The 24,455-nt window shown below is 65.6% G+C and carries 23 protein-coding genes; 16 read left to right on the top strand and 7 right to left on the bottom strand.

Translation table 11 applies throughout. The features are described from left to right. Nucleotides 1-21 precede the first annotated feature (21 nt). Entirely contained in the window at nucleotides 22-549 is a 528-nt protein-coding gene (locus tag FFS68_RS11885; RefSeq protein ID WP_249340138.1) for a PaaI family thioesterase, read from the top strand. After that, nucleotides 546-1,685, top strand: coding sequence for a cell division protein ZapE (gene zapE, locus FFS68_RS11880; RefSeq protein ID WP_137753410.1), 1,140 nt, complete (start codon nucleotides 546-548; stop codon nucleotides 1,683-1,685). Before FFS68_RS11885 ends, zapE begins: the two co-directional genes overlap by 4 nt. Here zapE and FFS68_RS11875 read toward each other — a convergent pair. Next, nucleotides 1,638-2,681 carry a hypothetical protein gene (locus FFS68_RS11875; RefSeq protein ID WP_137753409.1) on the bottom strand — a complete coding sequence of 348 codons (1,044 nt, stop codon included), beginning with the start codon at nucleotides 2,679-2,681 and terminating at the stop codon, nucleotides 1,638-1,640. The genes zapE and FFS68_RS11875 overlap by 48 nt on opposite strands. A 311-nt stretch (nucleotides 2,682-2,992) precedes the next feature. Between FFS68_RS11875 and mdh the strand changes: the two genes are divergently transcribed. The 10 genes from mdh to FFS68_RS11825 all read left to right on the top strand — a co-directional run bounded on the left by mdh (nucleotide 2,993) and on the right by FFS68_RS11825 (nucleotide 14,409). Next, complete coding sequence (gene mdh, locus FFS68_RS11870; protein WP_137753408.1) at nucleotides 2,993-3,955, top strand: malate dehydrogenase; 963 nt, start codon at nucleotides 2,993-2,995, stop codon at nucleotides 3,953-3,955. A gap of 59 nt (nucleotides 3,956-4,014) precedes the next feature. After that, nucleotides 4,015-4,464, top strand: coding sequence for a hypothetical protein (locus tag FFS68_RS11865; protein WP_137753407.1), 450 nt, complete (start codon nucleotides 4,015-4,017; stop codon nucleotides 4,462-4,464). 76 nt (nucleotides 4,465-4,540) lie between these two features. Next, nucleotides 4,541-5,431, top strand: coding sequence for a succinate--CoA ligase subunit alpha (gene sucD, locus FFS68_RS11860; protein WP_137753406.1), 891 nt, complete (start codon nucleotides 4,541-4,543; stop codon nucleotides 5,429-5,431). A gap of 90 nt (nucleotides 5,432-5,521) precedes the next feature. Beyond that, nucleotides 5,522-8,344, top strand: a complete 2,823-nt coding sequence (locus tag FFS68_RS11855) for a 2-oxoglutarate dehydrogenase E1 component (RefSeq protein ID WP_137753405.1) — start codon at nucleotides 5,522-5,524, stop codon at nucleotides 8,342-8,344. Between the two features lie 32 nt (nucleotides 8,345-8,376). Beyond that, complete coding sequence (gene odhB / locus FFS68_RS11850; protein WP_137753404.1) at nucleotides 8,377-9,600, top strand: 2-oxoglutarate dehydrogenase complex dihydrolipoyllysine-residue succinyltransferase; 1,224 nt, start codon at nucleotides 8,377-8,379, stop codon at nucleotides 9,598-9,600. 99 nt (nucleotides 9,601-9,699) lie between these two features. Next, nucleotides 9,700-9,993 (top strand): GIY-YIG nuclease family protein, encoded by a 294-nt coding sequence (locus FFS68_RS11845; protein ID WP_249340137.1) that lies wholly within the window; start codon nucleotides 9,700-9,702, stop codon nucleotides 9,991-9,993. Nucleotides 9,994-10,037: 44 nt separating this feature from the next. Continuing rightward, nucleotides 10,038-11,435 (top strand): dihydrolipoyl dehydrogenase, encoded by a 1,398-nt coding sequence (gene lpdA, locus FFS68_RS11840; protein WP_137753403.1) that lies wholly within the window; start codon nucleotides 10,038-10,040, stop codon nucleotides 11,433-11,435. Between the two features lie 25 nt (nucleotides 11,436-11,460). Beyond that, nucleotides 11,461-12,798: an amidohydrolase gene (locus FFS68_RS11835; RefSeq protein ID WP_137753402.1), complete on the top strand. Its 1,338-nt coding sequence runs from the start codon at nucleotides 11,461-11,463 to the stop codon at nucleotides 12,796-12,798. Nucleotides 12,799-12,806: 8 nt separating this feature from the next. Further along, the gene (locus FFS68_RS11830; protein WP_137753401.1) at nucleotides 12,807-13,439 is read left to right on the top strand and encodes a TRIC cation channel family protein; all 633 of its coding nucleotides are present in this window, start codon (nucleotides 12,807-12,809) and stop codon (nucleotides 13,437-13,439) included. Nucleotides 13,440-13,506: 67 nt separating this feature from the next. Further along, the gene (locus FFS68_RS11825; protein ID WP_137753400.1) at nucleotides 13,507-14,409 is read left to right on the top strand and encodes an alpha/beta fold hydrolase; all 903 of its coding nucleotides are present in this window, start codon (nucleotides 13,507-13,509) and stop codon (nucleotides 14,407-14,409) included. Nucleotides 14,410-14,520: 111 nt separating this feature from the next. On the opposite strand, the gene sppA is transcribed toward FFS68_RS11825, so the two are convergent. From sppA to obgE, 5 genes are all read right to left on the bottom strand, one after another. Beyond that, complete coding sequence (gene sppA, locus FFS68_RS11820; RefSeq protein ID WP_137753399.1) at nucleotides 14,521-16,503, bottom strand: signal peptide peptidase SppA; 1,983 nt, start codon at nucleotides 16,501-16,503, stop codon at nucleotides 14,521-14,523. 178 nt (nucleotides 16,504-16,681) lie between these two features. Continuing rightward, nucleotides 16,682-17,581 carry an NAD(P)H-binding protein gene (locus tag FFS68_RS11815; RefSeq protein WP_137753428.1) on the bottom strand — a complete coding sequence of 300 codons (900 nt, stop codon included), beginning with the start codon at nucleotides 17,579-17,581 and terminating at the stop codon, nucleotides 16,682-16,684. 17 nt (nucleotides 17,582-17,598) lie between these two features. Next, the gene (gene proB / locus FFS68_RS11810; protein ID WP_137753398.1) at nucleotides 17,599-18,702 is read right to left on the bottom strand and encodes a glutamate 5-kinase; all 1,104 of its coding nucleotides are present in this window, start codon (nucleotides 18,700-18,702) and stop codon (nucleotides 17,599-17,601) included. Between the two features lie 46 nt (nucleotides 18,703-18,748). Beyond that, on the bottom strand, nucleotides 18,749-19,561 hold the full coding sequence (locus tag FFS68_RS11805; RefSeq protein WP_137753397.1) for a MipA/OmpV family protein: 813 nt from the start codon (nucleotides 19,559-19,561) through the stop codon (nucleotides 18,749-18,751). Nucleotides 19,562-19,611: 50 nt separating this feature from the next. Next, on the bottom strand, nucleotides 19,612-20,661 hold the full coding sequence (obgE, locus tag FFS68_RS11800) for a GTPase ObgE (RefSeq protein WP_137753396.1): 1,050 nt from the start codon (nucleotides 20,659-20,661) through the stop codon (nucleotides 19,612-19,614). 299 nt (nucleotides 20,662-20,960) lie between these two features. On the opposite strand from obgE, the gene FFS68_RS11795 reads away from it, so the two are divergent. Beyond that, nucleotides 20,961-21,425 carry a PA2169 family four-helix-bundle protein gene (locus tag FFS68_RS11795; protein ID WP_137753395.1) on the top strand — a complete coding sequence of 155 codons (465 nt, stop codon included), beginning with the start codon at nucleotides 20,961-20,963 and terminating at the stop codon, nucleotides 21,423-21,425. Nucleotides 21,426-21,489: 64 nt separating this feature from the next. Here FFS68_RS11795 and FFS68_RS11790 read toward each other — a convergent pair whose 3' ends face one another. Next, nucleotides 21,490-22,089 (bottom strand): TetR family transcriptional regulator, encoded by a 600-nt coding sequence (locus FFS68_RS11790; protein ID WP_137753394.1) that lies wholly within the window; start codon nucleotides 22,087-22,089, stop codon nucleotides 21,490-21,492. Between the two features lie 57 nt (nucleotides 22,090-22,146). On the opposite strand from FFS68_RS11790, the gene FFS68_RS11785 reads away from it, so the two are divergent. The 3 genes from FFS68_RS11785 to FFS68_RS11775 all read left to right on the top strand — a co-directional run bounded on the left by FFS68_RS11785 (nucleotide 22,147) and on the right by FFS68_RS11775 (nucleotide 24,418). Next, on the top strand, nucleotides 22,147-23,037 hold the full coding sequence (locus FFS68_RS11785; RefSeq protein ID WP_137753393.1) for a metal-dependent hydrolase: 891 nt from the start codon (nucleotides 22,147-22,149) through the stop codon (nucleotides 23,035-23,037). A 269-nt stretch (nucleotides 23,038-23,306) separates the two neighbouring features. Further along, a complete protein-coding gene (locus FFS68_RS11780) occupies nucleotides 23,307-23,855 on the top strand; it encodes a hypothetical protein (protein WP_249340136.1) in 549 nt (182 codons plus the stop codon). Nucleotides 23,856-23,887: 32 nt separating this feature from the next. Then, nucleotides 23,888-24,418, top strand: a complete 531-nt coding sequence (locus tag FFS68_RS11775) for a GNAT family N-acetyltransferase (protein WP_137753391.1) — start codon at nucleotides 23,888-23,890, stop codon at nucleotides 24,416-24,418. The last annotated feature ends 37 nt before the right edge of the window (nucleotides 24,419-24,455 follow it).

Below are 24,455 nucleotides of genomic sequence, written 5' to 3'. Positions count from 1 at the left end.
GCCGGGTGGGGGAGCGGGCCGGTGCCGTTTCGCCTTCGCGAAAGTCACAACGTGAACGACGGGATCGAGGAACCGAAGCGCCGCGACCATTTCAGCGCCGAGGCGCTGGATGATGGTTGGCTGAGCTGGGACCTGAAGGACGCGAGCCGTTTCAACAGCTTCATCGAACCGCTGACGGTGCGGGTCGAGCCGCCGACGCCCGATGGCCGTCCGCAGGCGCGGGTGCGGATGATCCCTGAACGCCAGCACAGCAATTTGGGCGATAATGTCCATGGCGCGGTGACACTGGCGCTGGTCGATATTGCGCTGTTCGCCGCGTCACATCAGTTCGGATCGCTCAACGCCGGTCATTCGGTGACGCTCGACCTGTCGACGCAGTTCGTCGGCGCGGGCCGCCTGGGCGAGCCCCTGGACGCGGTGGTCGAGCTGGTCCGCGAGACCGGCCGCCTGATCTTCCTGCGCGGGCTGGTCGTGCAGGGCGAGGGCGACGAGCATATCGTGCTGACCTTTGCGGGCACCATTCGCAAGGCGAGCAAGGATCGCGGCTGATGTCGGTGCTGTCGGCCTATGACGCGCTCGTCGCGGCGGGCGAGCTCCGGCCCGACCCTGAACAGCGCGCCGCCGCCGAACGGCTGAACATCTTGCAGGCCGAGCTGGAAGCGGTGCCGCCGCGCGGCAGCCTGCTGTGGCGGTTGACCGGGCGCAAGCCCGAGGCACCGCGCGGCGTCTATCTGTGGGGCGCGGTCGGGCGCGGCAAATCGATGCTGATGGACCTGTTCTACGACCAGCTGCACATCCAGCGCAAACGGCGGGTCCATTTCCACGCCTTCATGCTCGACGTCCATGCGCGAATGCGCGAGGTGCGCAAAAGCGAGGCGGGCGACCCGATCCCGCTGGTCGCCGATGCGATCGTCGAAAACACCCGCTGCCTTGCCTTCGACGAGATGGTGGTGAACAACAGCGCCGATGCGATGATCCTCTCACGCCTGTTTACCGCGCTGATCGACCGCGGGGTGACGGTGGTCGCGACGTCGAACCGCCCGCCGTCCGACCTGTACAAGGACGGGCTCAACCGCGAACATTTCCTGCCCTTCATCGCGCTGGTCGAAGCGAAGCTCGACGTGATGGGCCTCAACGGTCCGACCGATTATCGCCGCGACCGGCTGGGCGATGGGGCGCGCTGGTTCGTGCCTGCCGATGCGGCGGCGAGCGCCGCGCTGTCGGCGGCATTCTTTCGCCTGACCGACTATCCGCCCGAGGACCGCGCGCATGTGCCGACGCTCGATCTTGACCTGGGGGGCGGGCGGACGCTGCATGTGCCGAAGGCGCTGAAAGGAGTCGCGGTCTTTTCGTTCAAGCGGCTGTGCGCCGAAGCGCGCGGCGCGTCCGACTATCTGGCGGTCGCGCGGCATTTCCACACCGTCATCATCGTCGGCATCCCGCGCATGGGGCCGGAAAACCGCAACGAGGCGGCGCGCTTCGTCACGCTGATCGACGCGCTGTACGAATATAAGGTCAAGCTGCTCGCGAGTGCGGCGGCAATGCCCGATGCGCTGTATGTTGCGGGCGACGGCGCGTTTGAATTCGAGCGGACGGCAAGCCGCCTCGCCGAAATGCAGTCCGACGAATATCTGGCGCTAGGCCATGGCCAGCAGGACGCCGCTGGCAATCTTGCCCCAACGTGACGAATTGATCGTCACCGCGATGACGTCGCGGACATAGCGCACCTCGTGGGCCAGATGCCCAAGCCCCTGTTGAATGACGCGGCGCAAGGTGCGAAGCGGGCGCGGCGCCGGAACATGGATGCGCGCCGGACGCGGCGGCGGCGGGGGCAGGGTGGCAAGGCCGCCGCTGGTGACGCGCGGATCGGCGGCGACCGCGCGGCACAGCGCTTCCATTCGCGAAATGGCCAGCCGGTTGGCGACCGCGCGATCGCGGCTCAGCAGCTCAAAACTGTGGCTGAAGGCCGAAAACTGGATCGCGCCGCTCGCCGCGGCATGATCGAGCGCGTCGCGCATCTCCTCCTCCGACATCGCGCATAGCTGGGCGGGGCGAAAGTGGCTGGCGCGGTCCATCAGGCCGCTGACCGGCACCTCGACAACCCCGTGGTGGAGCCGCATGCCAAGGTTCCCGGCGTCGAGCGAGATCGCGCAGCCCTGTCCCTGCCACGCCCCGTTGAAACTGCTGTCGAAACCGAAACCGAGCGCCGCGAGCGCACGCAGCGTGTCGTCGTTGGCGCCGAAATTGCCGGCGCGAAAGGCGACCGGTTTGGGGGCGCCGGCGCCGACCAAGATGTCGCGGGCGAGCGCGATCAGTTTCTTTTGCGCCGCCAGCGGAAAGTCGCCGATGTTGCGCCCGGTCAGGCGGCCAACCGGGTTGAAGCGCGCAAAGGCCAGCCATTCGGTGTGGATGTGCACCTGCACCTCGTGCCCGCGCTCGACGATCGGGCCAACGATCGCATCGATGACCCCGGGGCCGTAAACCAGGGCCGGCATCGGATCGACAAAGAACACCCCGGTCAGCCCATGGCGTTCGAGCATGTCCATCTGGAAATGGATGCCAAAATCGCCGTCGCGGCAACGGCCAAGGATCGAGCTTTCGAAATTGGCGCGCGCGTCGGCGCCGCGCTGGTACAGACCGGCCGACAATTCGGTATCGAAACTGATGATTGCCCGCGTCATCCCCTCGCGCCTATCACCCCAGCGATAAAGGAGGGTTAACCCGCGGCTGCGGCACCTCTCCGGCCCAAAAGCTGTCATGGCCTTGCGACTTTGTCCACCCATTCCCATCCGCGGGTGGGCGCTTCATCAGCTTTATTGTTATTGCGAACTATTTGCAAAAAAAGGCGGTTTTTCGTCCTTTTCGCGGTTGTTTCGTTAAGGGAATCGGCGTAGGGGCGACCCCAGTCTTGGGATCGACATGGCACTTTAGCCCGTGTGCCGCCGGTCTGTGAAGCATTGCCGGGCTTGCCAGGAAGGGAGTGCCGCGCGCCATGGGACGCAAGAAGATCGCATTGATCGGAGCCGGGAATATCGGCGGGACGCTGGCGCTGCTCGCCGCGCAAAAGGAACTCGGCGACGTCGTCCTGTTCGACGTGGTCGAAGGCGTGCCGCAGGGCAAGGCGCTCGACCTGTCGCAGGTCGGCCCAATCGCGGGCTTCGACGCGAAGATCACCGGATCGAACGATTATGCCGATATCGCTGGCGCCGACGTCATCATCGTCACCGCCGGGGTCGCGCGCAAGCCGGGAATGAGCCGCGACGACTTGCTCGGTATCAACCTGAAGGTCATGAAGGCCGTGGGTGAGGGCATCAAGGCCAACGCCCCCGACGCGTTCGTCATCTGCATCACCAACCCGCTCGACGCGATGGTGTGGGCGCTGCGCGAATTTTCGGGCCTGCCGCACAACAAGGTCGTCGGCATGGCCGGTGTGCTCGACTCGGCGCGCTTCAGCCACTTCATCGCCGACGAATTCGCCGTGTCGGTGAAGGATGTGAACACCTTCGTGCTCGGCGGCCACGGCGACACGATGGTCCCCGTTGTCCGCTATTCGACGGTCAACGGCATCCCCGTTCCCGATCTGGTCAAGATGGGCCTGTCGAGCCAGGACAAGATCGACGCAATCGTCAAGCGCACCCGCGGCGGCGGCGGCGAGATCGTCGCGCTGCTCGGCACCGGTTCGGCTTTCTATGCCCCGGCCGCGAGCGGCATCGCGATGGCCGAAGCCTATCTGGGTGACCAGAAGCGCATCCTGCCCTGCGCCGCCTATGTCGATGGCCAATACGGTCTCGACGGCCTGTATGTCGGCGTGCCGGTGATGATCGGTGCGGGCGGGGTCGAGACGATCGTCGAGATCGAACTCGACGATGCGGACAAGGCCGGGCTTCAGGTCTCGGTCGACGCGGTCAAGGAACTGCTTGATGCGTGCAAGGCGTTGGACTCGTCGCTCTCGTGATACGTGTGGCAGGATTCTGGCTGCTTGCAATATTACCGGTAATGTCGGCTGGCGCTCAGGTGCCGCAGAACATCAAGCCCGCCGACCTTGCTATGCTGGTCGGTGCCTTCAAGGCTATTTGCGTGGAGCCGGGCGTCGATGCCACAGCGCAGATTGCGACGGTTAAGGCTGAGCCTTGGGCCCTTCCGTCCAAAGGAGCTAGCGAGGAAGTCGGAGAGCTTTTTGGACGGCTCTATCAGGGCACGCCGCTGCAGGTGTCGATCAAGGCGTCTGGCCAATTTCCAAACTGTTCTGTTCTGACCGTACTACCGACTGAAACGACGCTGGAAGCAGCGGAAGCGGCGTTCGCAAACGGCTTGAGCATCCGCGGGGCGAAATTCGATTCCCGACGCAGCCAGATCGACTGGCCAGAGGCGTTCGGTGACAAGCGTTGGGTCACATTCAGCCTCAAGAAGTCAGCAGACATGACCGTTGGCATCTTTGCCGCATTCGATCCGACGGCCCGTTAGTGGCGATGGGAGCAATAATTCAGGTGATGATCCGTCGCCTTGGTTTTGCGTTTCGCCGCGATAAGAAGGAAGCAAAATGAGCATTCTCATCGACAAGAATACCAAGGTCATCACGCAAGGGATGACCGGCGCCACTGGCACCTTCCACACCGAACAGGCGCTCGCCTATGGCACGCAGATGGTCGGCGGCGTGACGCCGGGCAAGGGCGGCACGACGCATATCGGCCTGCCGAATTTCAACACGGTGGAAGAGGCGAAAGCTGCGACCGGCGCGACCGCGAGCTGCATCTATGTGCCGCCGCCGTTCGCCGCCGATTCGATCCTCGAGGCGATCGACGCCGAGATGGAACTGATCGTCTGCATCACCGAGGGCATTCCGGTGCTCGACATGGTCAAGGTGAAGCGCGCGCTTTCGGGCTCGAAATCGCGCCTGATCGGCCCGAACTGCCCCGGCGTATTGACGCCGGGCGAATGCAAGATCGGCATCATGCCGGGCAGTATCTTTTCAAAGGGCAGCGTCGGCGTCGTCTCGCGCTCGGGCACGCTGACCTATGAGGCGGTGTTCCAGACGACCAATGCGGGTCTGGGTCAGACGACCGCGGTCGGCATCGGCGGCGACCCCGTTAACGGCACCAACTTCATCGACGTGCTGGAGCTGTTCCTCGCCGACGAAGCCACCAAGTCGATCATCATGATCGGTGAAATCGGCGGCGATGCCGAGGAACAGGCGGCGCAGTTCCTGATCGACGAAGCCAGGCGCGGCCGCAAAAAGCCGATGGCGGGCTTCATTGCGGGCCGCACCGCGCCTCCGGGCCGCCGCATGGGCCACGCCGGCGCAATCGTGTCGGGCGGCAAGGGCGACGCCGAAAGCAAGATCGCGGCGATGGAAGCCGCGGGCATCACCATGTCGGCCAGCCCGTCCGAACTCGGCACCACACTGGTCGAAGTGCTGAAAGAACGCGTTTGATTTAAGCGCCCGCCGGCAACGGTCGTTGTTGGCGGGCGTTGCTCCCATATCCTCCCCGGAGCCATTTCTCTTTCGAGAATGGAAAAGACAATGAACCTCGAACGACAAAGCTTTGACATCGACGAGCCGCAGGCCGGCCCCAGCTGGGCGCCGAAGAACTGGCCGCAGATCGACAGCGACGACCTGACCGCCGCGCTCGATCCGCAGCAGATGCAGGTTGCGGTCAAGGCCGCCGCTGCGAAGGGCGGTGCGCCGCTGTCGAACGCCGAAGTCGAACGCGCCGCGAATGATTCGATCCGCGCGATGATGCTGATCCGCACCTACCGCGTGCGCGGGCACCTGGCCGCCAATCTCGACCCGCTGGGGCTGACCCAGCGCGAGCTGCCCGCCGATCTCACCCCCGAATATCACGGTTTTGTCGGCGCCGATCAGGACCGGCCGGTGTGGCTAGGCGGGACACTGGGACTCGAACGCGCGACGGTGCGCGAGATCGTCGCGATCCTGCGCGCCAATTATTGCGGCAATGTCGGTCTCGAATATATGCACATCGCCGACCTGAAGGAGCGCCAGTTCCTGCAGGAGCGGATGGAAGGCGCCGACAAGATCATCGAATTTTCGGTCGAGGGCAAACGCGCCATCCTGAACAAGGTGATCGAGGCCGAGGAATGGGAGAAATTCCTCGCCAAAAAATATGTCGGAACCAAGCGGTTCGGCCTCGACGGGGGTGAGAGCATGATCCCTGCGATGGAAGCCATCATCAAATATGGCGGCCAATACGGGGTCAAGGAAATCGTCTATGGCATGGCGCACCGCGGGCGCCTCAACATGCTCGCGAACGTCATGGCCAAGCCGTACAAGGTCATCTTCCACGAATTTGCCGGCGGATCGGCGAACCCCGACGACATCGGCGGTTCGGGCGACGTCAAATATCACCTTGGCACCTCGACCGACCGCGAGTTTGGCGGCGCATCGGTGCATATGTCGCTCGTCCCCAACCCATCGCACCTCGAAGCGGTCGATCCGGTCGTGTTGGGCAAGGTGCGCGCGCAGCAAGTGGTGCGCGACGACCTGGAAAAGCACGAGCAGGTGCTGCCGGTACTGATCCACGGCGACGCGGCGTTCGCGGGGCAGGGGATCGTCTGGGAATGCCTCGGCTTCTCGGGCATCCGCGGTTACAACACCGGCGGCTGCATCCACTTCATCGTCAACAACCAGATCGGTTTCACGACCAGCCCGCAATATGCGCGCTCGTCGCCTTACCCGTCGGACGTCGCAAAGGGCGTGATGGCGCCGATCCTGCACGTCAATGGCGACGATCCCGAAGCGGTGACCTTTGCGTGCAAGCTCGCGATCGATTTCCGCCAGCAGTTCAAGCGCGACGTCGTCATCGATATGTGGTGCTATCGCCGCTTCGGCCATAATGAAGGCGACGAGCCTTCGTTCACCCAGCCGTTGATGTACGCACGCATCCGCCAGCATCCGCCGGTGTCGCAGCTTTGCGCCGCCAAGCTCGAAAGCGAAGGTGTGATCGACGCCGGTTGGGCCGATGCCCGCCGCGCCGAGTTCATCGCGCGGCTCGAAGATGATTTCGAGGGTGCCAAAAGCTATAAACCGAACAAGGCCGACTGGTTCGCCGGGCGCTGGTCGGGGCTGCACGCCCCCGCCGATCCCGAAAATGCCCGCCGCAATATCTCGACCGGGGTCAGCGACAAATTGTTCGACTCGATCGGCCGGGTGATGACGACGATCCCCGCCGACCTTGACGTCCACAAGACGCTGCGCCGCGTGATCGACGCGCGCGGCGCGATGTTCGCCGACAAGAGCGACAAGGAAGTGTTCGACTGGTCCACCGCCGAGCAACTCGCGTTCGGAACCCTGCTCAGCGAAGGCTATCAGGTTCGCCTGTCGGGGCAGGATTCGGGCCGCGGCACCTTCAGCCAGCGCCATGCGGTGTGGGTCGACCAGAAGGACGAGCGCAAATATGTGCCGCTGACCACCGTCCCGCATGGCCGGTTCGAGGTGCTCGACAGCCCGCTGTCCGAATATGGCGTGCTCGGGTTCGAATATGGCTATGCGATGGCCGATCCGAAATCGCTGGTTCTGTGGGAAGCGCAGTTCGGCGATTTCGCCAATGGCGCGCAGATCATGATCGACCAGTTCATCGCGTCGGGCGAGGCCAAATGGCTGCGCGCCAACGGCCTCGTGATGCTGCTCCCGCACGGTTACGAAGGGCAGGGGCCGGAGCATAGCTCGGCGCGGCTCGAACGCTTCCTGCAACTGTGCGCGGGCGACAATATCCAGGTGTGCAATATTTCGACGCCGTCGAACTATTTCCACGTCCTGCGCCGCCAGATGCTGCGCCCGTTCCGCAAGCCGCTGATCATCATGACGCCGAAATCATTGCTCCGCCACAAGCTGGCGGTGTCGCAGCGCAGCGATTTCATCGGCGAGGCGCATTTCCGCCGCATCATGTCCGACCGCACCCCGCCCGCCGACGCCGACATCAAGCGCGTCGTGCTGTGTTCGGGCAAGGTCGGTTACGACCTGATGGAAGCGCGCGACGCGGCAGGGCTGACCGACACGACGGTGATCCGCATCGAACAGCTTTATCCCTTTCCGGGCGATCCGCTGGCGGTGCGGTTGAAGCGGATGCCGAAGCTGGAAGATGTCGTCTGGGCGCAGGAAGAGCCGCGCAACAATGGCAGCTGGTTTTTCGCGGGCGAATTGATCGAGGACGCGCTGACCGAAGCAGGCAAAAAGGGCATGCGGCCGCGCTATGCCGGCCGGGCCGCCGCGGCGTCGCCGGCAACGGGCCTGATGAGCCGCCACCAGACCGAGCAGGCGGCGCTGGTCGCCGACGCGCTGGGCCTGAGCGTCCGTGCCGAAATTCGCCGCAGCAAGAATAAAGCCTGATCCAAGCCTAAGCCCCCCAAGGAACTGCATCCATGAGCACCGAAGTCAAAGTCCCCACGCTGGGCGAAAGCGTCACCGAAGCGACGATCGGCGAATGGCTGAAACAGCCGGGCGACGCCGTTGCGCTCGACGAGCCGATCGCCAGCCTCGAGACCGACAAGGTCGCGGTCGAAGTGCCGTCGCCGGTGGCCGGGGTGATGGGCCAGCAGGTCGCCGCGGTCGGCGACACCGTCAATGTCGGCGCGACGATTGCGACGATCGAAGCGGGTGACGGCAAGGCCGCCGCGCCCGCCGCCACCGCAGCTCCCGCCGCGAAGGCCGAGGCCGCAGCACCGCCGCCGACGACCGCCAGCGACGATTCGGTCACCACGCTGTCCCCCGCGGTGCGCCGCCTCGTGCTCGAGCATGGCCTTGACCCCAGCAAGATCAAGGGCACCGGCAAGGATGGCCGCCTGACCAAGGAAGACGTCCTCGCCGCCGCCAATGCCGCGCCCGAAGCCCCCGCCGCGGCGCCCGCCGCCGTCGCCGCTGCCCCCGCCGCATCGGGCGCGCCGGGCCGCCGCGAGGAACGGGTCAAGATGACGCGGATGCGCCAGACGATCGCCAAGCGGCTGAAGGCGGCGCAGGACACCGCGGCGATGCTCACGACGTTCAACGACGTCGACATGTCGGCGGTGATGGCGACGCGCGACAAATATCGCGAGACGTTCGAGAAAAAGCATGGCGTCCGTTTGGGCTTCATGAGCTTTTTCACCAAGGCGGTCGCGCTCGCCGCGCATGACATTCCGGCGGTCAACGCGCGCATCGACGGCGACGAAATCGTCTATCACGACTATCTCGACGTGTCGGTCGCGGTGAGCGCACCGAACGGGCTGGTCGTGCCGGTCGTCCGCAACGCCGACGGCCTGAGCTTCGCCGAAATCGAAAAGGCGATCGCCGACCTGGGCAAGCGCGCCAAGGATGGCACGCTGACGATGGACGACATGACCGGCGGCACCTTTACCATCTCGAACGGCGGCGTGTTCGGCGGCCTGATGTCGACCCCGATCATCAACCCGCCGCAGTCGGCGGTGCTCGGCCTCCACCGCATCGAAGATCGCCCGGTCGTGCGGGGCGGCGAAATCGTGATCCGCCCGATGATGTATCTGGCGCTCAGCTACGACCACCGCCTGATCGACGGCCGCGAGGCGGTAACCTTCCTCAAGACGATCAAGGAAGCGATCGAGGATCCGACGCGGTTGCTGATCGATCTGTAATAGTTTGTGCTCCTGCGAACGCAGGAGCCCAGGGTAGGATGCAATGACGGTGCAATCTGACCCTGGGTTCCGGCTTTCGCAGGAACACGGAGATGCAAAATGAACCGGCCGGGCTATCTCTATCTGATGGCAAGCGCGCGAAACGGCACATTGTATCTTGGCGTTACCAGTGACCTGCTGGCCCGAGTGTGGCAGCATCGCAATGAGGTGGTGGAAAGTTTCACCAAGAAATATGGGTGCCACAGGCTGGTTTGGCACGAAGCGTTTGATGACATTCAGCAGGCTCGTCATCGCGAACTGCAAATGAAGAAATGGAAACGGGCGTGGAAGGTTGAACTGATCGAACGAGACAATCCACAATGGCTGGATTTGTTCGACAGGCTTTCGCTTTGACGCCCTGGGTTCCTGCGTTCGCAGGAACACAAACGGAGTGAGTTATGGCTGATTACGACTACGACGTCCTTGTCATCGGTGCCGGTCCCGGCGGCTATGTCGCGGCGATCCGCGCCGCGCAGCTGGGGCTGAAGACCGCGTGCGCCGACGGGCGCGCAACGCTCGGCGGCACCTGCCTCAACGTCGGCTGCATCCCGTCGAAGGCGATGCTCCACGCGTCGGAATATTATGACGCCGCGGCGAACGGCGCGATGGCGAAGATGGGGATCGATGTGACCCCCAAGCTGAACCTGCCCGCGATGCATGCGCAGCGCATCGATGCGGTCAAGGGGCTGACCGGCGGGATCGAATTCCTGTTCAAGAAGAACAAGGTCGACTGGCTGAAGGGCTATGCGGCCTTTACCGGCAAGGACAGCGTCGAGGTCGCGGGCAAGACCTATCGCGCCAAGAATATCATCATCGCCACCGGTTCGTCGGTCACCCCGCTTCCGGGTGTCGATGTCGATAACGACAAGCAGATCATCGTCGATTCGACCGGCGCGCTCGAGCTGGCCAAGGTGCCGGGTCATATGGTCGTCATCGGCGGCGGCGTGATCGGGCTTGAGCTCGGGAGCGTGTGGCGCCGTCTGGGTACCAAGGTCACCTGCGTCGAATTTCTCGACCAGATCCTGCCCGGCATGGACGCCGATGTCCGCAAGGACGCGAACCGCATCTTCAAAAAGCAGGGCATCGAATTCAAGCTGAAGACCAAGGTCACCGGCGCGGTGGTCAAGGGCAAGAAGGCCGTGCTGACGCTCGAACCAGCGGCGGGGGGCGAAGCCGAAACGCTCGAGGCCGACGTCGTGCTGGTGTCGATCGGACGGCGCCCGCACACCGACGGGCTGGCGCTCGACAAGGCGGGCCTCGCGGTCAATGCACGCGGCCAGATCGAAACCGACCATGATTTCAGCACCCAGGTGCCCGGCATCTGGGCGATCGGCGACGTCATCCCCGGCCCGATGCTCGCGCACAAGGCTGAGGACGAGGGGATCGCCTGCGCCGAAAATATCGCGGGCCAGACCGGCATCGTGAACCATGATGTCATCCCGTCGGTCGTCTATACCTGGCCCGAAATCGCCGGGGTCGGCCTGACCGAAGAGCAGGCCAAGGAAAAGGGTGAGGTCAAGGTCGGCAAGTTCCCGATGGCGGGCAACAGCCGCGCCAAGACCAACCATGAGCCCGACGGTTTCGTGAAGATCATTGCGGACGCCAAGACCGACCGCGTGCTGGGCGTGTGGTGCATTGCCAGCGTCGCCGGCACGATGATCGCGCAGGCCGCGCAGGCGATGGAATTTGGCGCGACGTCGGAAGATATCGCCTATACCTGTCACGCGCATCCGACGCACAGCGAAGCGATCAAGGAAGCCGCGATGGCGGTGACGGGCAAGCCGATCCACGTCTGATAAACGCAAAAGGGGGAGAGAGATTATGGCGAAGCATTGGCTCTGGGCAGCGGCTTCGCTGACCCTCTCCCTCACCGCGACCAGCGCGCAGGCGGCACCTGACCTCAATGCCGCCAATGCGCGGCTGACCGCGCTGCTCGATAAAAATTACCCGGTGCTCGACGCGCTGTACCGCGATCTGCATCAGAACCCCGAACTCGGGATGCAGGAGGTGCGCACTGCGGGCATATTGGCGCAGCATCTGCGCAAGGCGGGCTTTACCGTGACCGAAAAGGTCGGCGGCACCGGCGTCGTCGGCGTCCTGAAAAATGGCGACGGCCCGACGATCCTCGTGCGCGCCGACATGGACGCGCTGCCGATGGAGGAAAAGACCGGGCTTCCCTATGCCAGCAAGGCGCGCGCGACCTATGAGGGCAAGGATGTTCCGGTGATGCACGCGTGCGGCCACGACACCCATGTAGCCTATCTGATCGGGGTCGCGCAGGCGCTCGCCGCGATGCGCGACAGCTGGTCGGGGACGGTCGTGCTGATCGGCCAGCCCGCCGAAGAAACGCTGAAGGGCGCGCGCGCGATGCTTGACGACGGGTTGCTGACGCGCTTCCCGCGCCCCGACTTCGGCTTTGCCGCGCATGTCACGAACCTGCCGGTTGGAAGCGTTGCGATCAAGGCGGGGGCGTCGTCGGCGGCATCGGACAGCTATTCGATCATTTTCCACGGACGCGGCGGCCATGGCTCGATGCCGGCTGCGACGATCGATCCGATCCCCATTGCCGCGCGCTTCGTGACCGATGTCCAGACGGTCATCAGCCGTGAAAAGGATCCCGCGGCGTTCGGCGTGTTGACGATCGGTGCGATCAACGCCGGCAGCGCGCCGAATATCATCCCCGACAGTGCCGAGGTGAAGGCCAACCTCCGCTCGCACACCCCCGAGGTGCGCGAACTGCTGAAGACCGGCACCGCGCGAGCGGCCAAGGCGGCGGCGATGATGGGCAAGGCGCCCGAACCGACGATCACCTATCTGGGCGGCACCGGCGCGCTGGTAAACGACGAAAGCATGGCGGCGGCGGGCGCTGCCGCGTTGAAACCGGTGTTCGGAAACGGACTCCTCTTCGCCCCGGCCAGCGTGCCCCCCATGTCGGCGAGCGAGGATTTCTCCGAATTCGTCGACGCGGGTGTCCCGTCGCTCTTCTTCGGTATCGGCGGTTATGATCCGAAGACGCTCGCCGATCTGAAGGCGAAGGGCCAGCCCGTCCCGACCAATCATTCGCCCTTCTTCGCGCCGCAAGCCGAGCCCGCGATCCGGGGCGCGGTGTCGGCGATCGTCCTTTCGATCATCGGCGGCGTCCGGCCGGCCGCGAAATAGCCGGGGCCATGACTGACATCGACAATGCGCTCATCGTCCGCCTGCTCGACCTGGCCGGGATCGGTGTGTTCGCCTTGTCGGGCGCGTTGATGGCGGTGCGGCTCCGCCAGACGCTGGTCACCGCCGCCTTCTTTGCGCTGGTGACGGGCGTCGGCGGGGGCAGCGTGCGCGACCTCTTGATCGGGGCGCCGGTGTTCTGGGTGCAGGATGGCGCGATTTCGGCGGTGTGCATCGCGATCGCGCTGATCGTGTGGCTGACCCCCGAACGCTGGTGGCAGGGGCAATTGCTCGAATGGGCCGACGCCGTCGGGCTGGCGGCCTATGCGGTGTTCGGCACCGCCAAGGCGCTCGCGTGGGGCGTGCCGCCTGCGCCGGCGCTGCTGATGGGCGTCATCACAGGCTGCGTCGGCGGCACGATCCGCGACATATTGGCGGGGGTGCCGTCGATCATCGTGCGGCCCGAAATCTATGTCACCGCGGCAGCGCTGGCGTCGGGGCTGTTCCTGTTGCTGCTGTGGCTCGGGGTCGGCACGCCGGTTGCGGCGGTGGTCGGCGCGGTCGCCGGGTTCATCCTGCGCGGCGCCGCGATCCGCTGGTCGCTCGCGCTTCCCGCCTATCGCGATCCAAAAACAGGGGCTTAGGCACCCGGCTTGACGTTCGCGTCAACTGCGCCATGGTGCAGGAAATCGGCCAAAGGATTTCCGCAGCATGACCATCGCGCAAACGACCGCCAACGGCATCAATATCACGTTTGAAGACAAGGGACCGCGCGACGCGCCCGCGATCCTGCTGGTGATGGGGCTGGGCGGGCAGCTGACCTTGTGGCCTGACGAGTTCGTCGATGCGCTGAACGCGCACGGATTTCGCACCATCCGTTACGACAACCGCGACGTCGGTCTGTCGACGCGCTTCGAGGCAGCGGGGGTGCCGAACCTGAAATGGATGTTCGTGAAGGCGGCGATCGGCCTGCCGGTGCGCCCCGCTTATACGCTTGCCGATATGGCCGCCGACGGCATCGCGCTGCTCGATCATCTGGGCATCGATCGCGCGCATATCGTCGGCGCATCGATGGGCGGGATGATTTCGCAGCATATCGCGGCGCGCTATCCCGGTCGCACCCTGTCGCTGACTTCGATCATGTCGAGTACCGGCAACCGCCGCCTGCCGCGCGCGCGCAAGGAAGCGATGCAGGTGCTGGCGAACCGGCCGATGAGCGGCGATCCCGAGGATATGATCGCCTATTCGGTGCGCGCGGCGCGGGTGATCGGCAGCCCCGCCTATCCCGCCGCCGAGGAGCGGTTGCAGCGGCGAGTCCGCGCCGATTTCGAACGCGGCTGGTATCCGCAGGGCGTCGCGCGCCAGATGGCGGCGATCGTTGCCGATGGTGACCGGCGCGACCTGCTGAAATCGATCACCGCGCCGACGCTGGTCGTGCATGGCGAGGATGATCCGCTGGTGCCGCTCGCTGCGGGGCGCGACACCGCCGACAATATTGCGGGGGCGCGGCTGTTGACGATCCCCGGCATGGGCCATGACCTGCCGCTGGCGCTGGTCGAGACGCTGGCCGACGCGATTGCGGAGCATGCGAAGGGGGTTGCGGTGGCCGCCTGAGCGTTAGCCGTCGTCAACTAATACGTCATTGCGAGCGAAGCGAAGCAATCCAGGGCGGTTTACGCACACTCTGGATTGCCGCGTCGCTTCGCTCCTCGCAATGACGAATGATTATTTCAGCAACAGCGCCACCGTTGCAAAGAACCCCTTCGCTTCCGCCGCACCCGGGCGCGGCACCGCGGGCAAATAGCCGCGGCAATCGAGGCACGCGGCCTGCACCGACCCGCTTTGGGTCAGCATCGCCATATCCTGCATCAACCGCTGCTCGGTCAGCTGGCGGTTCATCGCCGCGATGCCGAACCAGCCGCGCGGGGCGGCGGCGGCTTCCTCTTCGCTTTTGCCCCAGCTGGCGAGCATCTTCGAAAACTCGCTCGGCTCGTCCTCATAATATTTGGCGTGGAAATCGCCGTCGACCTTGGCGAGCTTGGCCGCAGCCGCCAGCGCGTCGGGCAGGCCGCCGAACTGATCGATCAGGCCCAGCTGGCGTGCGGTGCCGCCCGCCCACACGCGCCCTTCGGCGATCGCCCGGACCTTCTCCAGCGGCTGCTTGCGGCTCTTCGCGACCAGACCGGTAAAGCGGGCATAGATGTCCTCGACGCTCGCCTGCGCCAGCGCGTTGAATTCGTCGTTCACGCCGCCGAACACATCGGGCTGGCCCGACAGCGGCGTCGTCGCGATGCCGTCGGCGGTGACCCCGATCTTGGCGAGCGCCTGATCGAAGCTGGGCAAGATGCCGAACACGCCGATCGATCCGGTGATCGTCTCGGGTTCGGCAAAGATGCGGTCGGCGGGGGTCGCGACCCAATAGCCACCCGACGCCGCGACATTGGCCATCGACACGACGATCGGTAGCTTCTTCGCCTTGGCGGCGAGCAACGCCTGACGGATTTCTTCGGACGCCAGCACCGACCCGCCGGGCGAATCGACGCGGAGCACGATCGCCTTGGTGCTGCTGTCGGACGCGGCATCGAGGATGTGCTGGGCGACAGTGGTGCCGCCGGCGGTGCCGGTCGGCGCCTCGCCATCGACGATCTCGCCGACGACGGGGACGACCGCAATCGCGCTGCCCTTCAGTTCGGGCGGGTTGGCGGCGACCCAGTTTTCCAGCGGGATCGCATTATATTCCCACGGCTTGCTGTCGTCATAGGCGCCGCTAATCTCGGCGACGCGGGTGTTGAACGCCATGCGGCTGCCGAGCTTGTCGATCAGGCCCGCATCGAACGACGCCTTGGACAGGTCATTGCCCGCCGCGCGCACCGCGCCCGCGGTGTCGGCGATATAGGCGTCGATCTTGGCCGCCGGACGCGCCTTTTTGACGTCGGTCAGCCAATTGTCCCACAGCACGCTGGCATAGGCGAGATTGGCTTCCTTTGCCTCGGGCGACTGGTCGCCGCGCAGGAAGGGCTCGACCGCGCTTTTGAAGGTGCCGACGCGATAAATGTTCGCGGTGATTCCCAGCCGGTCCATCAGGCCCTTGTAATAAAGCCGCGATCCGCCCGGACCCGCAATCGCGACGCCGCCGATGCTGTCGGCCCAGATTTCGCTGGCGTGCGAGGCGATCTGATAGCTGTCGGTGGTGTAGGCGGTGGCAAAGGCCAGCACCGGCTTTTTCTTGGCGCGGACCTTGTCGACCGCGGCGCCGATCTCGGCGAGCGACACCTGTCCGCCGCCGAGGAAGCGATCGAGGTCGAGCACGACCGAGGTCACGCGCTTGTCGTCGGCGGCGCTTTCCAGCGCATGGACGATGTCGCGGACGCGGATTTCACGCAGCTGATTGCCACCCGACAGCGCGGTGAAGGTGTCGACCTCGGCGGGTTGTTCGCTGACCACGCCGTCGAGTTCGATCAACAGCGCGCCTTCGCTGACCGGCAACCCGGCGTTCGGGCGTCCCGCGAGCAGGCCGAACAGCACGACGAAGAACAGCAGCAAAAAGATGAGTGCGAGCGCGTCCTTGATCGCCACCAGCAGTTTCCACACCTTGCGCGGAAAACTGGTCGTCGACTTCGGCTTGTCGTCGCCGGGCAGCGGGCGGCGCACGGGGATCGCCCAGGGGCCGGCGGGGTCGTTCGGGGTGTTGGCGGTGGTGTCGGTCATGCGGATAAACCTAGGGATGCGGTTCGCCCTTGGCAATGCACGCTTCGACCGGCGGGTCACCCGGCCCTATCGGCGACTACATTCCCAAATCCCCGTTCGCATCGAGCGAAGTCGAGATGCCCATCGGCTGTGCGCGCCTTCGCGGTGTCTCGACTTCGCTCGACACGAACGGAAAGGGTTAGAGCCAGCCTTCGCGGCGGTACCAGCGCACCGTTTCGGCGAGCGCGTCGTCGGTGCCGCGTTCGGGGCGCCACAGCGCGGCGGGGGGCTGCGCGCCCGTCGCCGCGACCCAATCGGGATGCGCGATATAGCGCGCGCGGTCCGGAGTCAGCTTGGCGCGGCCGCGGCGGACCAGCTTGTCGATCCGGCCGCCCGCCTTGAGCAACGCGCCCGGGATCGCGAGCGTCGAGACATGGCTGCGCCCCACCGCGCGCCCGATCGCGCGGGCAAAGCCGCGGTGCGACCAACCGTCCGCTCGGCCGTCGTCGGGCTCGTAGATCGCGCCGACGCTGGTATCGCGATCGGCCGCCAGCGCGACGAGCAAGCGTGCGAGGTCGTCGACATAGATCGCCGACATGCGCCCCTTGGGCGGCAACAGCGCGATGCCGCGCCGCGCCATGCGGAACAGGTCGAGCATTTCGGTATCGCCGGGGCCGAACACCGCGGGTGGGCGGACGATGGTCCAGTCGAGACCGCTGGCGCGGACGATGATTTCGGCGCGTTCTTTCGACCAGCCATAGTCGGAAAGGCCGGGTTCGCGCGCCGCGAGGGATGAGACATGGACGAAGCGCGTCACCCCCGCACCGCGCGCCGCATCGATGACATGGCGTGTCGCGGTGGCGTTGCCCGCCTCGAACGCGGCGCGGGTCGGGACGTTGACCACCCCCGCGACGTGCATCACCACGTCGCTGCCCGCTGCCATTTCGGCAAGGGTATCGGGACGGTCGAGTGCGCCCGCGATCCAGGTCACGCCATCGCGCGCGGGTTGCGGTCGGCGGGTGAGGGCGCGGACGTGCCAGCCCGCCTCGATCGCCTGCTGCATCGTCGCGCCGCCGACGAAGCCGGTTGCGCCGGTCATCGCCAGAACGGGCTGGGTCACAGCAGCACCATATGGTCGCGGTGGACCATGGCGCTGCGCGGCGCATAGCCGAGCGCCGCTTCCTGCGCGTCGCGGCCGAGGCCGATGATCGCGGCGGCATCGGCGCCGGGATATTCGGACAGCCCGCGCGCGATCACGGCGCCGTCGGGACCGGCGATGTCGAGCACGTCGCCGCGGGCAAAGGCACCCGCCACGCCGCTCACCCCCGCCGCGAGCAGGCTGGCGCCGCCGCGCAGCGCCCGCGCGGCACCGGCATCGATCGTCAGCCGCCCCTTGGCGGTCAGCCCGCCGGCAAGCCAGGCTTTGCGCGCGTTGGCGCCCTTTTCGGCGACGAACAGGCTGTGCCGCGCGGCGGTCGACAGCGGCCGGTCGATGCGGCCCGAGGCGATCGCGAGATGCGCGCCCGCGGCGTTGGCGATGCGCGCCGCGGCGATTTTCGACACCATGCCGCCGGATCCCATGCCCGACGCCGATCCGGTATCGGCCATCGCCTCGATGCTCGCGTCGATGCGCTCGATCCGCGCGATATGGTTGGCGCCGGGCTGCGCCGGGTTGCGGTCGTAAAGGCCGTCGATGTCGGACAGCAGCACCACGCCGCCCGCGCCCGCCGCCTGCGCGACGCGCGCGGCGAGGCGGTCGTTGTCGCCAAAGCGGATTTCCTCGGTGGCGACGCTGTCATTCTCGTTGATGATCGGCACGACGCCCAGGCTGAGCAGCCGGTCGAGCGTCGCGGCGGCATTCAGATAGCGCCGCCGGTCTTCCAGATCGTCGAGCGTGACCAAAATCTGCGCCGCGGTCAGCCCCTCGGCGGCGAGTACGTCGGCCCAGACCTGCGACAGCACGATCTGCCCTGTTGCGGCGGCCGCTTGGGCATCTTCCAATGTGCCGCGACCGCCCTTGGCCAGCCCAAGCCGCCGCGCGCCAAGCGCAATCGCACCCGACGACACGACCGCGACCTGCTGTCCTGCGCGCGCCCGTTCGGCAATGTCGGCGGCGATCCCGGTCAACCAGTCGCGGCGTACCGCGCCGTCGGGATCGACAAGCAGCGCCGACCCGATCTTGACGATCAGACGGGAGCAGGAGGCGGGCGCAAACAACATGACGTCGCCGATAGCGCGCGGCGCCGCTCGCGCCAATGCTATTACGTCAGCGAGAGCCGCCGAAGGTGTAGCTGAGCGCGAGGCCGACCGATGGCTGGCTGCGCGATCCCAGATTGCGGGTTATCGGCGAATCCGCCGTATCGCCGATCAGCCGGTCATAGCGCGCGTAGGCGGCAAGCCCCCAGCGGCGGTTGAGCTGGCGCAGATAGCCCGCGGTCAGTCCCACCGACTGGATGCCGCCGTCGGCATCGAACGTCGGCAAGCCCGACGATAGCGCCGCGGCGGCGGTCACGCCGAAATAGGCATTTTTATATTTGGCGTCGCCCAGTGTCACGCGCGGGCCGATCGAAAACAGCCAATCGTCGCCGTCGCGCACGACATAGTCGGCGCTGACTTCGCCGGCCCATCCCTTGTGACCGCTCAGCGCCTTGCGGCCCTCGACCCGGACCCGGACCGCCGGGGTCAAATTGACCTGTGCAAACCCGCCCGCCTCGATCGTGAAACCGACCTTGGGCAGGTCGGCGCCGATGTCGGCGGCGGTGCGTTTGCCGATGAATCCCAGCGACGGTCCGAACGCAAAATTTCCCGATTGGATCAGCGGTCCGCCAAAGCTCTCGTCAGCGGCTTCGAAGGTGAATTCGGTTCCTTCGCGCTCGCGCGAGACGTCGATGTAGGGCCCGACCGACAGATCCTTCGAGCCCGGCCATGACGGCGACAATTGCGGCCCGAGGATGACGCGGGTGCGCTTTTCGGAACCGGAGGTCGCATCCTGCGCCTGCGCCTGCGCCGGAACCACGACGAAGCCAAGAACGGGTGAAACACAGAGCAGAAACTTGATCGCAAGACGGGGAGAGAACATCCGGAATTCCTTGTTGTTGATGCTACAAGGCGCCCCGCCCGTTTTCGTTCCTAAACCGGCGACCAGTCGGTCGTTTCTTCGCCATCGTCGTTACGGACGACGGCGCGCTTTTCGGGGCCGATGATCTCGAGCAGCTTGTCGAGGATCGCGGGCACCCCGGCGCCGCTCGCGCCCGACAGCGCCATCACCGGATGGCCGCTTTCTGCGGCAAGCTCGGCCGACAGCGCCGCGACCAGCTCGTCGTCGAGCGTGTCGATCTTGTTCAATGCGACGATCACCGGCTTGTCGGTCAAGTCGGCGCCGTAAGCCTCCAGCTCGTCGCGGACGATGCGATAGCTGGTGGCGACATCCTCGTCATTGGCGTCGACCAGATGGAGCAGGACGCGGCAGCGTTCGATATGGCCAAGGAAGCGGTCGCCAACCCCGGCGCCATCGGCGGCGCCCTCGATCAGGCCGGGGATGTCGGCGACGACAAATTCATTGCCCTTGTGGCTGACCACCCCCAGCTGCGGGCGCAGGGTGGTAAAGGCATAGGCGCCGACCTTTGCCTGCGCGTTGGTAACGCCATTGATGAACGTCGATTTGCCGGCGTTGGGCAGCCCGACAAGACCCGCGTCGGCGAGCAGCTTCAATCGCAGCCACACCCATTTTTCTTCGCCCGGCCACCCGGGGCCGTGCTGGCGCGGGGCGCGGTTGGTGCTGGTCTTGTATGATGCGTTGCCGCGCCCGCCGTCGCCGCCGCGCAGAAAAGCAAGCGTCTCGCCCTCCTTGGTCAGGTCGGCGAGCAGGCTGCGGTCCTCGTCATCGTCGAGGATCTGGGTGCCGATCGGCACCTGGATGACCAGGTCGGGGCCGCCCGCGCCGGTGCGGTCGCGCCCCGCGCCGGGGGTGCCGCGCTTCGCCTTGAAATGCTGGGTATAGCGAAAGTCGATCAGCGTGTTGAGCCCGGCGACCGCTTCAAAGATAATGTCGCCGCCCTTGCCGCCATTGCCGCCGTCGGGACCGCCATATTCGACATATTTTTCGCGCCGGAACGACACGGCACCGGGGCCGCCGTCGCCGGATTTGATGTAGATTTTTGCTTGGTCGAGGAAATGCATGGGAAGCCTTTGGAGCGGAAAACATCGCGTTCGCGTCGCATGAAGCGGCGTCGGCGATGGTCCTTGTTCATGTGGCGGCGTCGCATTTGGCAACGTCGCTCGGCACGAACAGCGTGGTTGGGTTGCGCACCCCTTAGTCGCAGCGGGCCGAAATGGCCAGTTTTGTGATGCGTCGATCCGGCTTTCGATGAAAAGCGCCTGCGGAGCGCCAGACCGACGCAACTTTGCGGGTCGGCGCTCGTTGGGTGGGTAAGGCATCGCATGATGCTTGCCCCGGAATTTTCCCGAAAGGATTTCAAATGTTTGACAACAAGAATGTCAGCACGCTCAGCACGCTCAATTCGCTGATCGCCACCACGCTCGACAGCGTCGATGGCTATCGCAAGGCCGCCGAAGAAGCCAATGCGGCACAGTTTCGCGAAACCTTTTTGAACCGCGCCAACGAGCGCCAGACCATCGTCGCCGCGTTTCAGGCGAAGGTTCGCGAGCTGGGCGGTAATCCTGAAGACGACGGCACCGTGCTGGCATCGGCGCACCGTGCGTTCTTGGGCCTGCGCGATGCGCTGACCGGCGATCGCGACGATTCGGCGGTTGTTGCCGAGGTCGAGCGCGGCGAGGACCATATCAAGGCTAAGTTCGAAAGCGCGCTGAAGGACGGCGATCTTGACGCGGCCGTGCAGCAACTGATCCAGACCAGCTTTGCTTCGGTCCGCGACGGCCATGACCAGATGTCGGCGCTCAAGCATCAGCTGAACGCCAGCTAAGACCTTCTCCCGCCCTCCCGGAGAAGCATGGAAACGGCGGTTCCGCTATTCGGGGCCGCCGTTTCTATTTGGGGTTTTGCGCCGCCCAGAAATTGGCGATGCGGCCGGTGATCAGCTCGCACGCCAGCGCACGCGCGGTGTCGCGGGGCAGGCCGAGCGCTTCGGCCATCGCGCCGCCCAGCTGCGCATCGCCGAGCGCCATCAGCACCAGCGCCAGCGTGTCTTCGTGCATCAGCCGTTTTTCATGCGCATCGGGGGCCATGCCGTCGATCAGCTTGTGGATCGCATCGACGATCGGGTCGAGCGCGTCCTCATTGCCCGTCGCCGCCATCCACGTCGCCAGCGCGCCCGCGCCGCCGCTGTCGAACGCGTCGAACGCGAGATCGACGATTTCGCGCACATTGCGCTCGCCCGGCGGCGATTCGGCCATCTTCGCGCCGATTGTCGCGCACACCGTTTCGGCGAGATAGGCGGCAAGCGCCTTTTGCAGTCCCGCGGCGCTGCCGAAATGGTGGAGGAGGTTGGCATGGGTGCGGTCGATGCGCCCCGCGACCGCCTTCAGCGTCACCGCGGCCGGCCCCGTTTCGATCAATATTTCGCGCGCGGCCTGGAGGGCGACGAACCGGCTCTCCTCAGGACTCAGGCGCTTCTTCACTATTGACATGCTTGTAAGTAAATCCTAGATATTTCCCCATTGCCCCTTTTCGACGGTATGAACCATATGTCCAGCCTTTCCCTCTCCCCGACCCCCGCCGACCTGTCGATCACCCCGCGCGACATGCGCTTTGGCCGCGAGGACAAGCAGGGCCGCTGGTGGCTGAACGGCGACCCGATCGCGTCGGCTTTCCACACCGCGCTGTCGGTGACCTTTCCGCGCGGCGAGGCGATGTTCATCGAGGCGGTGAAGGCGCACCGCGACGGCGTGCCCGACAAGCTGGCGCGCGAAATCCGGGCGTTCACCCAGCAGGAGGTGATCCACAGCCGCGAACATGTCGTGTTCAACAAAAAGGCGGCGGAGGCAGGGTATGACCTGTCCGAGCTCGAGGCCGACGTGAATCAGGTGCTCGACCTGATCAAGCAGCGGCCGCAGATCGTCAACCTGATGGCGACGATCGCGCTCGAACATTATACCGCGATGATGGCATCGGTGATGCTGCGCGACGAGCGCATGTACGCGGGCGCCGAACCCGAATGGGCGGCCCTGTGGAAATGGCATGCGATCGAAGAGATCGAGCATAAGGGTGTCGCCTACGACACCTGGCTGCACGCGACGAAGGACTGGAGCCGGTTCCGCCGCTGGCGCGCCAAGTCGATCATGATGCTGCTCGTCACCAGCCGCTTCTGGCCGAAGCGGATCAAGGGCATGAAGAATCTGCTCAAGCAGGACGGGCTCACCGGCTGGCGCGTCACCGCGCGCATCTGGTGGTATCTGCTCGGCTCGCCCGGGGTGCTGCGCAAGAGCTTCCTGCCGTGGCTCAGCTATTTCCTGCCCGGTTTCCACCCGTGGAACCACGACGACCGCGCGCTGATCCAGAAATATGAAAGCGATTATGCCGACGCGGTGATGCCCACGCAGGCGTCGAACCCCGAAAAGGTCGCCGTCGCAGCCTGACATCGCGCGACGGACACGCCGTGCGGTAACGGCTTTTGACTGATTGCGGACGCCCCCTATCGTCATCCCGGACTTGATCCGGGATCCATCGGCCCTCCCAGTACCGGGCAGCGCAAGGGGTCGTGGACCCCGGATAAGTCCGGGGTGACGACGTTATGACCGCCGCTGCCCATCACTATCCCTACATTCGGCCCGAACCATCTCCTAGGCTGGACGGGCGGGGCGTCGTCCCATATCCCCTCCTGGTGGAGGGGACCATGCAACCACAAATGACCGCGGCGGAAGTCACCCAGTTTGAGCTGCAACTGGCGGGGCTGTCGTCGCTGCTCGAATTCGGCTGCGGGGGCAGCACGCTGGTGGCGGCGCGGCAGGTGCGGCGGATCGTCAGCGTCGACAGCGATCCGGCTTGGTTGGCCAAGGTGCAGGCTGACATTGCGGGGGAAGCGGTGGAATTTACGCCTTTCCATGCCGACATTGGCCCCGTCGGCGAATGGGGCCGGCCGATCGATGACAGTCGGCTTCGTGACTGGCCGCGCTATCACACCCAAATCTGGCGCGGCATGGGGGGCAGCCCCGATGCGGTGCTGATCGACGGGCGCTTTCGCGTCGCATGCCTGTTGCAGGCGATCATCCACTGCAAACCCGACTGCATCCTGCTGTTTCACGATTTCACCAATCGGCCGCATTATCACGTCGTGCTGCGTCACGTCGATGTGCTGACCCGCGTCGACACCCTCGCGGTGATGCGCGCCAAGGCGCAAGTCGATGGCAAGGCGGTGCTGCACGACCTGTTCGACCATTATCTGATCCCCGATTGACCCGCCGGGCGGGCTTCGGCACACCCGCACCCATGTTCAGCATCGCCCCCGTCATTGAGACCGACCGCCTCCGCCTGCGCCCCGGGCGCCTGTCCGACAAGGACACCCATATCGCGATGTGGGCCGACGCCCGCGTCACCCGCTTCATCGGCGGCGAACCGCGTGCGCCCGACGTCAGCTGGGGCAAATTCCTCAGCTCGGCCGGGCTGTGGCCGGTGATGGGGTTCGGCTATTGGGTGTTCGCCGACCGGGCGAGCGACGCGCTGGTCGGCATGGGGGGGCTAAGCTATTTCGGCCGCGGCATCCCCGAACTCGAAGGCTTGCCCGAGGCGGGCTGGGCGTTCGACGCCGATCATTGGGGGGCGGGCTATGCGACCGAGGCGATGACCGCGGCGCTGGGCTGGGCGGATGCGAACCTCGACGCCGCCGAGGTGCGCTGCATCATCGATCCGGGCAACGACGCATCGGAGCGGGTGGCGGCGAAGCTGGGGTTTCGGCGGATCGGTGAGAGCGATGCGCTGGGCCATGTGGTGGCGATTTATGGGCGACCGCGCGGGGGGTGAGATCCTCCCCGGAACGGGGAGGGGGACCGCGAAGCGG

The organism is Sphingopyxis sp. L1A2A (genome assembly GCF_005502465.1).
Lineage (GTDB): Bacteria > Pseudomonadota > Alphaproteobacteria > Sphingomonadales > Sphingomonadaceae > Sphingopyxis.
This window is presented reverse-complemented; position numbering and strand designations above follow the sequence as displayed.

Excerpts from the sequence above, each read along its gene's own strand:
- FFS68_RS11805 (WP_137753397.1), bottom strand. The coding sequence starts at position 19,561 with ATGTTCTCTCCCCGTCTTGCGATCAAGTTTCTGCTCTGTGTTTCACCC.
- lpdA (WP_137753403.1), top strand. The coding sequence starts at position 10,038 with ATGGCTGATTACGACTACGACGTCCTTGTCATCGGTGCCGGTCCCGGC.
- sucD (WP_137753406.1), top strand. The coding sequence starts at position 4,541 with ATGAGCATTCTCATCGACAAGAATACCAAGGTCATCACGCAAGGGATG.
- FFS68_RS11845 (WP_249340137.1), top strand. The coding sequence starts at position 9,700 with ATGAACCGGCCGGGCTATCTCTATCTGATGGCAAGCGCGCGAAACGGC.
- FFS68_RS11790 (WP_137753394.1), bottom strand. The coding sequence starts at position 22,089 with ATGTCAATAGTGAAGAAGCGCCTGAGTCCTGAGGAGAGCCGGTTCGTC.
- FFS68_RS11775 (WP_137753391.1), top strand. The coding sequence starts at position 23,888 with ATGTTCAGCATCGCCCCCGTCATTGAGACCGACCGCCTCCGCCTGCGC.
- sppA (WP_137753399.1), bottom strand. The coding sequence starts at position 16,503 with ATGACCGACACCACCGCCAACACCCCGAACGACCCCGCCGGCCCCTGG.
- FFS68_RS11825 (WP_137753400.1), top strand. The coding sequence starts at position 13,507 with ATGACCATCGCGCAAACGACCGCCAACGGCATCAATATCACGTTTGAA.
- FFS68_RS11795 (WP_137753395.1), top strand. The coding sequence starts at position 20,961 with ATGTTTGACAACAAGAATGTCAGCACGCTCAGCACGCTCAATTCGCTG.
- FFS68_RS11855 (WP_137753405.1), top strand. The coding sequence starts at position 5,522 with ATGAACCTCGAACGACAAAGCTTTGACATCGACGAGCCGCAGGCCGGC.
- FFS68_RS11780 (WP_249340136.1), top strand. The coding sequence starts at position 23,307 with ATGACCGCGGCGGAAGTCACCCAGTTTGAGCTGCAACTGGCGGGGCTG.
- mdh (WP_137753408.1), top strand. The coding sequence starts at position 2,993 with ATGGGACGCAAGAAGATCGCATTGATCGGAGCCGGGAATATCGGCGGG.
- FFS68_RS11785 (WP_137753393.1), top strand. The coding sequence starts at position 22,147 with ATGTCCAGCCTTTCCCTCTCCCCGACCCCCGCCGACCTGTCGATCACC.
- FFS68_RS11835 (WP_137753402.1), top strand. The coding sequence starts at position 11,461 with ATGGCGAAGCATTGGCTCTGGGCAGCGGCTTCGCTGACCCTCTCCCTC.
- odhB (WP_137753404.1), top strand. The coding sequence starts at position 8,377 with ATGAGCACCGAAGTCAAAGTCCCCACGCTGGGCGAAAGCGTCACCGAA.
- FFS68_RS11815 (WP_137753428.1), bottom strand. The coding sequence starts at position 17,581 with ATGACCGGCGCAACCGGCTTCGTCGGCGGCGCGACGATGCAGCAGGCG.
- FFS68_RS11875 (WP_137753409.1), bottom strand. The coding sequence starts at position 2,681 with ATGACGCGGGCAATCATCAGTTTCGATACCGAATTGTCGGCCGGTCTG.
- FFS68_RS11830 (WP_137753401.1), top strand. The coding sequence starts at position 12,807 with ATGACTGACATCGACAATGCGCTCATCGTCCGCCTGCTCGACCTGGCC.
- proB (WP_137753398.1), bottom strand. The coding sequence starts at position 18,702 with ATGTTGTTTGCGCCCGCCTCCTGCTCCCGTCTGATCGTCAAGATCGGG.
- obgE (WP_137753396.1), bottom strand. The coding sequence starts at position 20,661 with ATGCATTTCCTCGACCAAGCAAAAATCTACATCAAATCCGGCGACGGC.